Annotated in this window: 12 protein-coding genes; 7 read left to right on the top strand and 5 right to left on the bottom strand. The window is 65.4% G+C overall.

The features are described 5' to 3' along the window. The first annotated feature begins 26 nt into the window (after nucleotides 1-26). Nucleotides 27-713 carry a hypothetical protein gene (locus H290_RS30005; protein WP_020104838.1) on the top strand — a complete coding sequence of 229 codons (687 nt, stop codon included), beginning with the start codon at nucleotides 27-29 and terminating at the stop codon, nucleotides 711-713. Here H290_RS30005 and H290_RS0100740 read toward each other — a convergent pair whose 3' ends face one another. Both H290_RS0100740 and H290_RS27410 read right to left on the bottom strand, forming a co-directional pair. Then, nucleotides 714-2,366, bottom strand: a complete 1,653-nt coding sequence (locus H290_RS0100740; protein WP_020104837.1) for a DNA repair helicase XPB — start codon at nucleotides 2,364-2,366, stop codon at nucleotides 714-716. Between the two features lie 206 nt (nucleotides 2,367-2,572). Continuing rightward, nucleotides 2,573-2,986, bottom strand: coding sequence for a DUF899 family protein (locus tag H290_RS27410; protein ID WP_231373479.1), 414 nt, complete (start codon nucleotides 2,984-2,986; stop codon nucleotides 2,573-2,575). A 367-nt stretch (nucleotides 2,987-3,353) separates the two neighbouring features. Here H290_RS27410 and H290_RS0100730 point away from each other — a divergent pair, with 367 nt between their 5' ends. After that, on the top strand, nucleotides 3,354-4,568 hold the full coding sequence (locus tag H290_RS0100730; RefSeq protein WP_020104834.1) for an HNH endonuclease signature motif containing protein: 1,215 nt from the start codon (nucleotides 3,354-3,356) through the stop codon (nucleotides 4,566-4,568). Between the two features lie 170 nt (nucleotides 4,569-4,738). Here the strand turns inward: H290_RS0100730 and H290_RS0100725 are convergent, their stop codons facing one another. Next, nucleotides 4,739-7,081 (bottom strand): helicase-associated domain-containing protein, encoded by a 2,343-nt coding sequence (locus H290_RS0100725; RefSeq protein WP_020104833.1) that lies wholly within the window; start codon nucleotides 7,079-7,081, stop codon nucleotides 4,739-4,741. 15 nt (nucleotides 7,082-7,096) lie between these two features. Here H290_RS0100725 and H290_RS0100720 point away from each other — a divergent pair, with 15 nt between their 5' ends. The 4 genes from H290_RS0100720 to H290_RS0100705 are packed head-to-tail and all read left to right on the top strand — an operon-like array spanning nucleotide 7,097 to nucleotide 8,698. Next, nucleotides 7,097-7,276, top strand: coding sequence for a hypothetical protein (locus H290_RS0100720; protein WP_028462610.1), 180 nt, complete (start codon nucleotides 7,097-7,099; stop codon nucleotides 7,274-7,276). Between the two features lie 3 nt (nucleotides 7,277-7,279). Next, on the top strand, nucleotides 7,280-7,774 hold the full coding sequence (gene moaC / locus H290_RS0100715; protein WP_020104831.1) for a cyclic pyranopterin monophosphate synthase MoaC: 495 nt from the start codon (nucleotides 7,280-7,282) through the stop codon (nucleotides 7,772-7,774). Further along, nucleotides 7,767-8,261, top strand: a complete 495-nt coding sequence (locus H290_RS0100710) for a molybdenum cofactor biosynthesis protein B (protein WP_020104830.1) — start codon at nucleotides 7,767-7,769, stop codon at nucleotides 8,259-8,261. The genes moaC and H290_RS0100710 overlap by 8 nt, the downstream gene beginning before the upstream one ends. Then, on the top strand, nucleotides 8,261-8,698 hold the full coding sequence (locus H290_RS0100705; RefSeq protein WP_020104829.1) for a molybdenum cofactor biosynthesis protein MoaE: 438 nt from the start codon (nucleotides 8,261-8,263) through the stop codon (nucleotides 8,696-8,698). The genes H290_RS0100710 and H290_RS0100705 overlap by 1 nt, the downstream gene beginning before the upstream one ends. Nucleotides 8,699-8,762: 64 nt before the next feature. Here H290_RS0100705 and H290_RS0100700 read toward each other — a convergent pair whose 3' ends face one another. Together H290_RS0100700 and entS are read right to left on the bottom strand one after the other, a co-directional pair. After that, nucleotides 8,763-9,845, bottom strand: a complete 1,083-nt coding sequence (locus tag H290_RS0100700) for an iron-siderophore ABC transporter substrate-binding protein (RefSeq protein ID WP_051121829.1) — start codon at nucleotides 9,843-9,845, stop codon at nucleotides 8,763-8,765. Nucleotides 9,846-9,894: 49 nt separating this feature from the next. Beyond that, nucleotides 9,895-11,172, bottom strand: a complete 1,278-nt coding sequence (entS, locus tag H290_RS0100695; protein ID WP_020104827.1) for an enterobactin transporter EntS — start codon at nucleotides 11,170-11,172, stop codon at nucleotides 9,895-9,897. A gap of 147 nt (nucleotides 11,173-11,319) precedes the next feature. Here entS and H290_RS0100690 point away from each other — a divergent pair, with 147 nt between their 5' ends. Further along, entirely contained in the window at nucleotides 11,320-12,189 is an 870-nt protein-coding gene (locus tag H290_RS0100690) for a siderophore-interacting protein (protein ID WP_020104826.1), read from the top strand. Nucleotides 12,190-12,217: the final 28 nt, after the last annotated feature.

Raw genomic sequence — 12,217 nt, 5'->3', positions numbered from 1 at the left:
TGTCGTCGGTCGCCGGGAGGTAACGCGTGTCAGATCAAGGTCCCTACCCCGGCGCACCGGGACCCTACGGTCCCGGAGGCAACAACCCCTATGGGCAGCCGTATCCCGGTCAGTCATATCCGCCCCCGGTGCCTTACGGCGCGGTCCCGCAGTACGGCGGGAGTCCATACGGCAACTACCAGCAACCTCCACCCCGCAACAAGCGCACGTTGTGGGTGGTCCTCGCCGTGGTTGCCGCAGTTCTCGTCGCCGGCGTCGTCGCGGTGGTGGCGTTTGCGTTTTTCCTCGGCGACGACATCGACGACGTCGAGGCCGCCGACTGCATCACCTTGTCCGGGGCCAACTCGGACGCGGACTTCGACATCGTCGATTGCGATACGACGTCGCCGCTGAACTTCATCGTTGCCGAGACACTCGACTCGAGTTCGGATTCCTGTGGGGGAGAGCAGTATTCCGAGCTCACCCAGACCGGTGCGAACGAAACGAAGCTCTGCCTCGTCCCGAACTTTCAGGAAGGCAAGTGCTACGAGGTCCCGATTGCCTCACTGACCGGCATGAAAGAGGTCCCCTGCGTGGCCGCGAGCAGCCAGATCAACACGGTCCTCAAGGTGCTCGTGAGGGTGGAGTCGACAACCGTTCCCGACTGCCCCAGCGCCGTGACCTTCGACCGGCCGTCGCCGCTCGGGTTCTGCTTCGGCAGTCCTACCGACTGATCAGCCGATCGCGGGGCCGAGCAGATCGTCGGCATCGGTGATCCGGTAGGCGTAGCCCTGTTCGGCCAGGAACCGCTGCCGATGGGCGGCGTAATCGGCATCGACGGTGTCGCGGGACACCACCGAGTAGAAGTGTGCCTGTCCGCCATCGGCTTTCGGGCGCAGGAGCCGGCCCAGGCGCTGGGCCTCTTCTTGCCGCGAGCCGAAGGTTCCCGAGACCTGGACCGCAACAGACGCCTCGGGGAGATCGATCGAGAAGTTGGCCACCTTCGACACCACCAGGATCTGGATCTCGCCGGTGCGGAACTGCTGGAACAGCACCTCGCGTTCCCGGTTCTTGGTGGACCCCTTGATCACCGGGGCGTCTAGGGCGGCACCGAGCTCATCGAGCTGGTCGAGGTAGGCGCCGATGATCAGGGTCTGAGAGTCCTTGTGCTGCTCCAGGATCGACTTCACGACATTGATCTTGGTGTGCGCCGTGGAGCACAGTTTGTACTTCTCTTCGGGCTCGGCGACGGCGTATTCGAGGCGTTCGTTGTCGGTGAGGGTCACGCGCACCTCGATGCATTCGGCCGGTGCGATCCAGCCCTGTGCCTCGATGTCTTTCCACGGAGCGTCATACCGCTTGGGACCGATGAGGCTGAACACGTCACCCTCCCGGCCATCCTCGCGCACCAGGGTCGCGGTCAGGCCGAGCCGGCGCCGCGACTGCAGATCGGCGGTCATCCGGAACACCGGAGCGGGCAGCAGGTGGACCTCGTCGTAGATGATCAGGCCCCAGTCCCGGGAATCGAAGAGATCGAGATTGCGGTACTCGCCCTTCGATTTGCGGGTCATCACCTGATAGGTCGCGATGGTGACCGGGCGGATCTCTTTCCGCTCGCCGGAGTACTCGCCGATCTCTTCCTCGGTGAGGGACGTCCGGGCGATCAGCTCGCGCTTCCACTGCCGTCCGGCGACGGTGTTGGTGACCAGGATCAGGGTGGTGGCCTGAGCGGTTGCCATCGCGGCCGCTCCGACCATCGTCTTGCCTGCGCCACACGGCAGGACCACGACACCCGAACCGCCGGCCCAGAACGACTCGGCGGCCAGCTGCTGGTAGTCGCGCAGCTCCCAGCCGTTCTGGTCGAGCGCGATGGCGTGGGCTTCGCCGTCGACGTAACCGGCCAGGTCCTCCGCGGGCCAGCCGACCTTCAGCAGGACCTGCTTGAGACGGCCGCGTTCGGACGCGTGCACGATGACGGTGTCGTCGTCCACCCTGGCACCGAGCATCGGCGCGATTTTCTTGTTGCGCATGATCTCGATGAGGACGGCCCGGTCGGTGCTCACCAGCGTCAGGCCGTGCACGGGGCTCTTCACCAGCTGCAGCCGGCCGAAGCGGCCCATGGTGTCCACCACGTCCATCAGCAGCGGCTGGGGCACGGCGTAGCGCGAGAAGGTGACCAGCGCATCAACCACCTGTTCGGCGTCGTGTCCGGCCGCCCGGGCGTTCCATAGCGCCAGCGGTGTCACCCGGTACGTGTGCACGTGTTCGGGGGCACGCTCGAGCTCGGCGAACGGCGCGATGGCCGCTCGGGCCTCGGCAGCGAGGGGGTGGTCAACCTCGAGAAGAAGGGTCTTGTCGGATTGCACGATCAGGGGTCCGTCGGTCACAAGGGTTCATTGTCCTCAGAACCATGCCCCCACGCCACGTCGGGCACATTTTGATCCGCAACGGTCCGGAAGATCAGTGGTGGGGTCCGTGCCGGCCGAGGGTCTCGACGGGGGTCGCGCCGGGCCGGGTGTTGTCCTCCCACGCCTCGCCGACGGCCGGCTCGTCGGTGTCGCGCACCGAATACCAGCTCGGCGTACCCCGTGAACTAGACGTAGGAGGCGACCTCGTCCCACCGGCCCGTGGTCAGGACGGCATACGACACGTTTCGGGCATTCAGGTAGACGGCGTCCTTCACATGCGAGGCCGTGGTGGTGCAGCCCTCGCACTGCCCCTGATGCGGTGCGCCGTCGTACCACATGTGCTTGTAGACCACGAGCTCGTCGCGGCCACCGAACAGATCCCGGAACGGAACCGGGCCGTCTGGTCCGACGACCTCGACCGCGCCGTCGAACTCGACCATCGGCAGTCGCCGTCGGGCCGCTGCGATGGCGTCACCGGAGTGCGTGTGGGCCTTCTCCCGGATCAGGAGTTCGTCACGGGCGCTCTGCCAGGTGGCCAGGTCGACGATGGGAGGACGGCCTGGCAGCGCAGTGTTCGGATCGCTCGGAGTGGTCGTCATGGTGACCTCCTCGGTGTCTGGGCGCGTCGTCGGCGAGCACGGTTTCAACTGGACGTGGACCCGAGTGGCCAGGAATCATTCGAACAACTGGAAACTACTTGGAGTCGCGAAGCTGCGGTGGGCAAGTGCCCTGTCGGACGTCGCTGATAACTTGTGATGGGACGTTCGATGACCACTCTCCTGGTACTTCGGAGTTTCGGAACCTATTGTGCGGCAGTTTGATTGGTTCGTGAAAAGTCTTGTGAACACCAGTTCGATTCGGTATGCTGGAAACAGTTGCCCGAAGAAATACGACGAGCCGCGCTAAACACTTCCCCCAGAAAACCGGTCAACTTTCCTGCTGTTTATGCCTGGAAGGTGTTCTGTGATGCGGCTTCTCGATGTCGTCGATTCCCTGGTTGACCTGGTCATTCCTGACGATCCCGGCGAACTGCTCGCCATGACAAAAGATCTGATCACGCTGCGCAACGCCGGCGAGCATCAGCTCGCGGTGTGTGCGGCGATGATCGATCAGTCAGGTATGGCACGCAAATCCGGATCGACAACGGCAAAGTTGTTGCAGGCCAATGGCGCTGCGCCAGGTGCGGCGTATCGGTGGATCCGTGTCGGGTCGGGTTTGGCAGGGTTGGATCGCACTGCCGGGTACTCGCGGGACGGGTTCCTGTCCTCCGAGCATGTCGATGCGGTGGTCAAAGGTGTCGCGCATATCGTGGACCGGTCCGATGAGGCGGTCACCGGTGAGCAGTGGGTGGAGTTCGAGCGGAAACTGTTGAGCCACGCCATTTCCGGTGCTCCACCGTCGGAGATCGGTGCGGTGGCGCGAGGCTTGGGCAATCAGGTTGCCAACGACACCGGTGGTCTGCCGCCGGCCGAAGATCGGTCGTTGAACAGTCTGGACTATGTCGTCAACCCTGAGGGTCGATGTGTCGGCAGGTTCGATGTCGATGTGGTGATCGGGGAAAAGTTGTTCTCTGCGTTGGATTTGTGGTCCAGAGCCCGTCCCGAACCCGATGGCAGCGATGATGCCCGCACACCGACGAAGCGCCGCGCTGATGCGCTGCATCAACTGCTGGACTGCGGGGGCGGTGGGCAAGACTTGGTGTCGGCGCCGCGGACCGAGGTGATGGTCACCGTCCCGGCCGACCATCCCGAGGCCGCGACACTGCGGTGGATGGAGCCGATCACCGAAGCCACGGCCGCTGGTCTGGCTTGTGACTCCACGATCACCTCGATCACCCTTGACGGCCAAGAGGTTCCGATCGATCTGAGTCCGCCCAAAAGGCTGTTCACCGGTCTGGTCCGCAAGGCGATCATCATCCGCGATACCTGTTGTGTGAAGTGCGGCGGATCGGTGACCTGGTCCGATTGCCACCACATCACACACTTCGCCGACGGCGGCGCCACGACCCTGGAGAACGGGTGCTTGCTGTGCCGCACCTGCCATCGGGCGGTCCACCACACCGACTGGGACGTGATCATGGGCTCCGACGGACACCCCTGGCTGATCCCGCCGGCCGACATCGACCCGCAGCGAAGACCGCTACCGGCCTACAACAGACGAACCTTGACACTCGCTGCCTGAACTGCCGCCGCCTGATCTCGACCTTGTGAGCCACGAACTTCCCATGACGCACCCGGTTGTGCACCGGGACCGCGCACGTACGTTGACAACTCCATAGTGTGAGGCGAAAGGTGCTGTCGTTCAGATGGTCTGGGCGGCCGCACCGCCGCTGGGCAATTCGGTCGCGGCCGTCAGTCGACCATTTCGACGGTGGTGATGCGGTGTAGTGAGAACCGGTGCTCGTCGTCGGTGCCGGGCTCGACTGCAATCACCTGGCCGGCACCGATCAACCGGGGGACCACGACGTGACGACTCGCAAAACCTTCCGCATTGACATATCCCAATCGCACTGTGCTCTTCGAGTTCAGGGCCTTTTGCAACAGGGCAGTGGCCGGCAGTCCGCCGCCCGTCACCGACGAACCCCCCTTACCGGGGCGGACCAGCGTCGCGGAGTTGGCCGCATCCTGCGAACGCATATGGGTCAGCACCGCGCCGAGCCGATCCCGGCTGGGCAGCGACAGCGACGTTTTACGCGCGCTGTGACGTTCGCGCGGTGTGGGAAGCCGGGCGCCCCGGAATCGCAGATCGACCAGTTCACCCTCGGCGTCCTCGCCGGCCGGGGCGAACCCGGCAGCCCGGAGACGCTCGAGCACGTCGATCAATGGTTCCGAGGTCACCGCGACGGTGGGAGCCAGCGCCCGCAGCGAGAGTGCATCGGCCACCGGGGAACTGAGGACCGCCGCCAATGTGGTCGGGTCCTCACATCGGATGAAGCTGCCGGCCACGCCGACGCGGAGTTGTCCGTGTTTACGGGCGACATCGTCGATCAGGTAGGAGATCGATTGTGGCACCGGTGTTTTCGAATGCGATGTGAAGAACGTGAGCAACTCGGTGCCGGTCCGGCCGGCGTCGAGAGCGCGCCGGACGGTCGCCTCGGACACCCGGTACACCGATGCGGCGCCGCCGGATTCGAGGTCGGCGACCAGGCTGAGGTCGGCGGTCAGCTCAGGGGTCAGGGGGCCCGGAGCGGTGATCGTCTGATCGGCCTGGGCCAGGAAGAAATCGATGGGTGCCGGAATGGACCGCGCCATCGCGCCCAGCGTCTGCGTCTCGATGTCCTCGGCGCTACCCGCGGCGACGATCTCGCGGCCCGCGGACGTCAGGGCGCCATGGGCGACCAGGCCCAATGCCTGTGCTTCGGAGAGTGTTTCGGCAATTGTTGCCTGCGGCAGGCGGCGGATCCAGCGGGGATGGCGCCACGCGATCTGCCTGCCGAGTGACGTGGGTGTGACGGCGGCGCCGGGCTTGGCCTCGGCCAGGGCCTGCAGAACCAGCAGTCGCTCGGCGCGTGCGGCACCCTCCGGAATGGCGCCGACAAGCGCGCCGACGATCGTGCCGTCGGGGGTCCGGTCGCCGATCTGCCACGGGCGGCGGTGCAGATCGATCCACGCCGACGCGATGGAGTACCACCGCCGTTCGGGGCTCTGATGGATCCAGCTGTCGGTGGATGTTGTTGGCGCCCAGGACGGTTCCAGACCGTCGGAGACGTCGGGCACGGGGAAGCCGGAGTCGATCAGACGCAGGCCCGAGAGGACCTCGAGTACCAGGCCCATCCGTTTCTCGTCGACGGACACGACCTTGGTCAGGCGGCGGATCTCACGGACACCCATCCCGCCGGCCCGCAGGACGGTGGCCGGCTGGACGCCGAGGGCCTCGAGTACGTCGGTGCTGTGCCGCAAGAACTCCAGGGCTTCACCGGCTGCCGCCGCATCCACCTCGCCGAGCCCGATCTTGCGGCCGCCACCGCCGGTCAATTCCGGTGGCCGCAGACTCCTGGGTTCGGCCGGGTCCTCGTCGCGCAGCAATTGTCCGATCACCACGGGCAATTCGACGGTCTGTTCGTCGACCACCACCAGCATGTCCTGGTGGACCAGCTGGGGGACCGGCCGATCCGAGTCCGGTCCGAGTGCGGCATCGCGGGTCCGGCCCAGGCCGGGGCCGGAGGACAGGGTCGTGAGCAGTTCGCGTTCGCGCTCGCCGAGTCCGTCGATCTTCGCCCGGATCGAGGCGAGGTCGAGCAGGTTGACGGGTGCGGTGGCCAGCGGTGAGCGCCAGGGCCATGCGGCCGGCATGTGCGGTCCGGTCTGCAGGGCTTCTTGTGGACCCCAGATGAGGGCCAACGCCACCAGGGAGTCGATCCGGGCGCCGATCGCATCCGGCGCCGCACGTTCGGACAGGGCCTCGATGATGGCCGCGGCAGCTACGGGTCCACCGCCGGACGCCCGTCGTAGTGCGTCCAGGGTTTCGAGGACCGCCACCGCGAGCACGTCCAGATCCTCGCCACATCGGTTGATCGAGGCCGCCGACAACGCCCTCTGCGCGAGAACGGTGACACCCGGCGGAGGCGGACTCGCCAGGTCCGGCCGGGCCTGCAGGAGATCAAGCAGGAGTTCGTCGCTGCGCGCGGCGAGGTCGTCGGCCAGGCTGATTGGCTGGTCGGGGCTCATCCAGTAGATGATATGCGCGGCGGTCATGGCACAATTACCGCCGTGGCTGAAAAAGAGAAGTATGTGGACAACGGTTGGCCTGTAGTTCCTGACGGCGAGCACGCCGTCAGTGAGTTCGCGTCCAATCGCTCCGGATCGCTGTCACCCTTCGGTGACACCCTTTTCCCGCTGGATCCGGCAGATCTTCCGTACCTTCATCCCCGCACCACCGTCAATCGCTGATCGGTGGTTGAACCCTCGGCATCGCAGCGCCTGACTCATCTCGATGAGTCCGGAGCAGCAAAGATGGTCGACGTCGGTGGTAAGGCCGCGACCACCCGAAAAGCTGTGGCAACCGGCACATTCGTGACAACTGCCGAAGTGATCGGGTTGCTGTCGTCGGGTGGCTTGCCCAAGGGTGACGCCCTTGCGACGGCTCGCATCGCCGGGATCATGGCCGCGAAGAAGACCCCCGAGCTGATTCCGCTCTGCCATCAGGTGGCGCTCAGTTCTGTCGGCGTCGATTTCGAACTCGGTGAGAACACCATCGAGGTGTGGGCCACGGCCGTCACCACCGATCGCACCGGCGTCGAGATGGAAGCGCTGACTGCTGTCGCGGTGACGGGACTCACCCTCCACGACATGGTCAAAGGGGTCGATCCGCGTGCGCAGATGACCGACATCGGACTTCACGAGAAGACCGGTGGCAAGAAAGGTCACTGGAAGCGCGACGATGACTGAGTCCGGTTCACCGGGGAACAGGACCGCAGCGGTGGTCGTCGCCTCGACCCGGGCTGCCACCGGCGTGTATCCGGACCGGTGCGGCCCGATCATCACCGGCTGGCTGACCGAGCGTGGCTACGAGGTCGGTGCCCCGCAGGTCGTGCCCGACGGCGACGCGGTGGGCGAAGCGCTGCGCGGCTCGGTTGCCGCCGGTATTGCGCTGGTCATCACCACCGGTGGAACCGGCCTGACACCCACCGACCACACCCCTGAACAAACGGCCGCGGTGATCGATCGCGCGATACCCGGTCTGGCCGACGCCATTCGGCGCAGCGGACTCCCGAAGGTGCCCACCGCGGTCCTCTCGCGTGGCATCGTCGGTACTGCCGGACGCACACTGATCGTCAACCTCCCCGGCTCGAGTGGAGGCGTGCGGGACGGGCTCGAGGTACTCGATCCGGTTCTCGCCCATGCAATCGATCAGATCAACGGAGGTGATCACTGATGGCAGCCGTGGTGGCCCTGGCCGCCGTGACAGAGGAACCGCTGTCGACCGCTGTGCACGAACAACTTGCCATCGATGCCGCCGACGGTACGGCGGGCGCGATCGTGAGTTTTGTTGGTGCCGTGCGCAATCACGATGGTGGACGAGACGTGACCGCGCTGAATTACAGCGCGCATCCCACCGCCGCCGATGTGGTGGCAAAGGTGGTCGCCGAGGTGGCAGCAGCGGCCGAGGGCGTTCGTGCCGTCGCGGTGTCGCATCGCGTCGGCAACCTCGCGATCGGCGACGCCGCACTCGTGGTTGCCGTTGCGGCAGACCACCGGCAGGCGGCGTTTGCCACGTGTGCGCTACTCGTCGACGAAGTCAAGGCCCAGCTACCGGTCTGGAAGCATCAGATCTTCGCTGACGGTTCCGACGAATGGGTGGGTTCGGCCTAGATCGCGCGACATCGGCGCGGCGGTGATGTGATCACCGCCGCGCCGATTGCGTAGTTCGGAGTTGTTACTTCGCCGCGGCTTCGACGATGAGCGGCGTCATCTGACCAACGGCCCATTCGAGGCTGGGTGCTGACGGGAATGCCAGCGCGGCCGGAACGGATTCCGTCTTCGGGATCTCCACGACGGCACCACGTTTGACGGCCGACAAGTTGTTCCACAGCTGCTGATCGGTCAGGTAGCTCATCTGTTCGGCGGTGTCCGGGAACGCGATCAGCACGTCGGCATCGAGCTTGTCGAGGTTTTCGTAGCTCACCTTTGTCCGGCCATTGGTGCAGGGAACGCTCTGCGCGTACTCGGACAACACCATGCCGAATTCCTTCATCACGCGGCCGAGGTTGTCGTCGGCCGAGCACAGGATGTAGACCTCGGACGCCGACGGCGAGATGAGGACGTTGAACTTCTCGCCCTTGAGCTGGGGATTCGCGGCTGCGGCGTCGGTCAGTGTCGATTCGGCAGAGGCGATGACCTCTTCACCCTTGGACTCGAGGCCGAGCGCCTTGGCGACCTTGCGTGTCGAGTCCTGCCAGGAGTCACCGTTGGGCGCTGTCGTGTACGACACGACCGGGGCGACGTCCTTGAGTGCGGCATTCGTCTGATCGACCAGTCCGTAGAACGCGGTGCCCACCATCACGTCGGGCTCGAGGGCCAGGATCGCCTCGAGTGTCGACGACTGGGCGGTGCTCAGGTCCAACTTCGGTGTCCCGGCCGGGTATTTGCCCTCGGCCCAGGGGAACAGACCGGTGTTGTTGGTGGTCGCGTCGGTCTGGGCGCTGGTGGGAATGGCGATCGGGGTCACGCCGAGCGAGAGGACGATGTCGGCGTCCGTCGGGCTCAGTGCCAGGACGCGCTCCGGCTTGGACTCGATGGTGACGTCGCCGAACGCGCCGGTCAGGGTTACCGGGAACCCGCCTGATGTGGACTCCGAGGCGGCCGCGGTTTTCGTTGCATTGCGGGCATCATTTGTCTGACTGGCATCGCTGTCAGACCCGCAGGCCGCAAGTAGCGGAAAGAGCACAGTGCCCGCGGCGATCGCGCCGATCACGCGGCCTCGCCACTGCCTGTTGTTCGACCGTCGCTCCGACGTCATTCTTGTCTTCCTGTCGCTCAAGATGTTTCACGAGATGGTAAGTGAAGCCTCACCTTATCACCGGGGAATTTGGCGGCGAATAGGTCCGCAGCGAAGACAGCACCGCTGCTCCGCCCAAGGCGATCACGAGCAGGATTGCGCTGTAGACCATGACCGCACTCGAAGCCGCCATGAAGCTGCCGACAACGCCGGCCAGCAATGCTCCGACCGCCAGTCCCGCGACTTCCTGTGCTGCCCACAGGCTGTTGACGCGGCCCAGTAGCGGGGCCGGGGTATTGGTCTGGATCAGGTTGTAGCGCAGCACTTCCTGGATGGTCGTCGCCGCTCCGAATGCGATCAGCAGCGGCACCGCCAGCGCGACGGTGGTGGTGAGGCCGACCGCGCCCTGGATGACGAATCCGAGAGTCAGCGCCGTCAGCAGGACGGCACCCGGCTTGCGCAGGTACGACAACCAGCCGCTGGTGAAAGAGGCGATGACGGCTCCTACCGCACCCGCCGCATAGAGCATGCCGGTGGTCCGCGAATCCCCGGCGAATCGTTCGTCGACGAATGCCGGGATCAGCGCGATCAGTCCGCCGCCGAGCATGGCGATCACACCGACGGCGATCACGCCGCCGACGAGGCGGTCGCGACGAAGGAACTGCAGGGCGGTTTCGCCGACCGGGGTGGCGTCGCCATCGGCGGTCTCCTTCGGCTCATGTGTCGGCGCCGGAAGGGACGGGAGTCCGGACAGGATGAGGATCGTGATCACCGTTCCGATGGTGGTGATCCAGTAGTTCCACGACACGGACCACGTGGCGATGATCAGTCCGGCCAGAAGTGGGGACAGGACTGCGCCCATCCGGACGGTCAATGCGTTGAGGGCGCCGACGCCGATCATCTGGTCGGACGGGATGAGACTCGGGATGACCGACAGCAGCGCGGCGACGCTGATCGATCCGAATGCGCCATTGACCACGGCCAACACGACGATTGCGGCGACCGACGGCGACGGGAGTATCGCGTTGATCCCTAGCCCGGCGAACGTCAGTCCGGCCATCGTCCGGGAGAACAGGATCAGGGTTCGGCGGTCGTATCGGTCGGCGAGCACACCGCCGGCGAGCATGCCGCCGATCGTGGCAACGCCTTCCAGCGCGGCAACGAGGCCGACGAGGAACGTCGATCCGCTGAGGTTGTAGGTCTGGATCGGAACCGAGACCGTGAGCATTCCGATCCCGAGGAGTGAGATCGTCCGCGCGATGAAGATCCGTCGAAACTGCGTGCTGTCGCGAAGTGGCCGAAGGTCGAGAAAGACCCGGCGTTCGTTGGTCGTTCGTTCCGCTGTCACAGATCAGTACCTCTCGGGTGGACACACCGACATTGCTCGGCCGGTGGGCCCGGTGGAAATCGAAAAATCATGTTTGCCTACCCTAAGGCGAAGAGATCGTATCGCAGTGTTGTGTGCCATAGCCCAATCGAAGGGACCGAAGACTCCATGGGTACGGAAGGACTTGTCCCGCCGCAGCTGTTGTCGTTGCCGGTGGTCCTGCGTTGTCTGGATGTCGTCAGGGTTGTCGATGTGACACCTCATATGCGGCGGGTGACCCTGGGCGGTGAGCAGCTCGGCGCCTTCCGGTCCGGTGGCCACGACGTCACACCATTTGCGACCCACAACCCGGATGACTACGTGAAGATCTTCTTCGCTGATCCCGAGACGAATGTGCTGACCCTGCCCGAGCAGGACGACGGTCACCTCGACTGGCCGCGGCGGCCGGCCCCGACCTCGAGGTCCTACACGATCCGCCGCTATGACGAGGTCGCCGGCGAATTGGACGTCGACTTCGTAGTGCACGGCGGTGGTGTGGCGGGTGAGTGGGCCCGGACCGCGAAGGCCGGCGACACCATTCATCTGGCCGGGCCGCGCACCTCGACCGTGCCGCCGAAGGGTGCGCCCTGGTGGATCCTCGCCGGTGACGAAACGGCACTGCCCGCGATCGCGCACTACCTCGACGCGCCTCCGTCCGGAATTCCGGTGCACGCCTTTGCCGTCGTGCCGGATGCCTCTGATGAACAGGTCGACATCGAGGGCATCACCTGGTTGCGGCGGCGCGACGATGTCAGCGACGGGCAGCAGCTGGCCGCGGCGATCTCGGCCCTGTCTCTTCCCGACGGGGATGGCTGGATGTGGATTGCCGGCGAGGCCGGGACAGTGCGAGAACTCCGGTCAGTGGCCAAGTCGCTGGGGGTGGGCAAGACCATGCTCGACGCCAGTGGGTACTGGCGCCGGCCGGTCACCGGTGGCGTTCTCAAGCGCGTCCGGACGTTGCGAGCGCAGGCAACCGAAACCCTGGCCGGCCGACTGTAAGCAGTCCGAACCACCTCTGATTGACCGA

The sequence above is a fragment of the Nocardia sp. 348MFTsu5.1 genome (assembly GCF_000383535.1).
Taxonomy (GTDB): Bacteria; Actinomycetota; Actinomycetes; order Mycobacteriales; family Mycobacteriaceae; genus Williamsia; species Williamsia faeni.
This window is presented reverse-complemented; position numbering and strand designations above follow the sequence as displayed.

What these genes read in the sequence shown, in the direction of transcription:
- H290_RS0100730 (WP_020104834.1), top strand. Translation starts at nt 3,354, where the DNA reads ATGCGGCTTCTCGATGTCGTCGATTCCCTGGTTGACCTGGTCATTCCT.
- H290_RS27410 (WP_231373479.1), bottom strand. Translation starts at nt 2,986, where the DNA reads ATGACGACCACTCCGAGCGATCCGAACACTGCGCTGCCAGGCCGTCCT.
- H290_RS0100700 (WP_051121829.1), bottom strand. Translation starts at nt 9,845, where the DNA reads ATGACGTCGGAGCGACGGTCGAACAACAGGCAGTGGCGAGGCCGCGTG.
- H290_RS0100710 (WP_020104830.1), top strand. Translation starts at nt 7,767, where the DNA reads ATGACTGAGTCCGGTTCACCGGGGAACAGGACCGCAGCGGTGGTCGTC.
- H290_RS0100705 (WP_020104829.1), top strand. Translation starts at nt 8,261, where the DNA reads ATGGCAGCCGTGGTGGCCCTGGCCGCCGTGACAGAGGAACCGCTGTCG.
- H290_RS0100690 (WP_020104826.1), top strand. Translation starts at nt 11,320, where the DNA reads ATGGGTACGGAAGGACTTGTCCCGCCGCAGCTGTTGTCGTTGCCGGTG.
- H290_RS0100725 (WP_020104833.1), bottom strand. Translation starts at nt 7,081, where the DNA reads ATGACCGCCGCGCATATCATCTACTGGATGAGCCCCGACCAGCCAATC.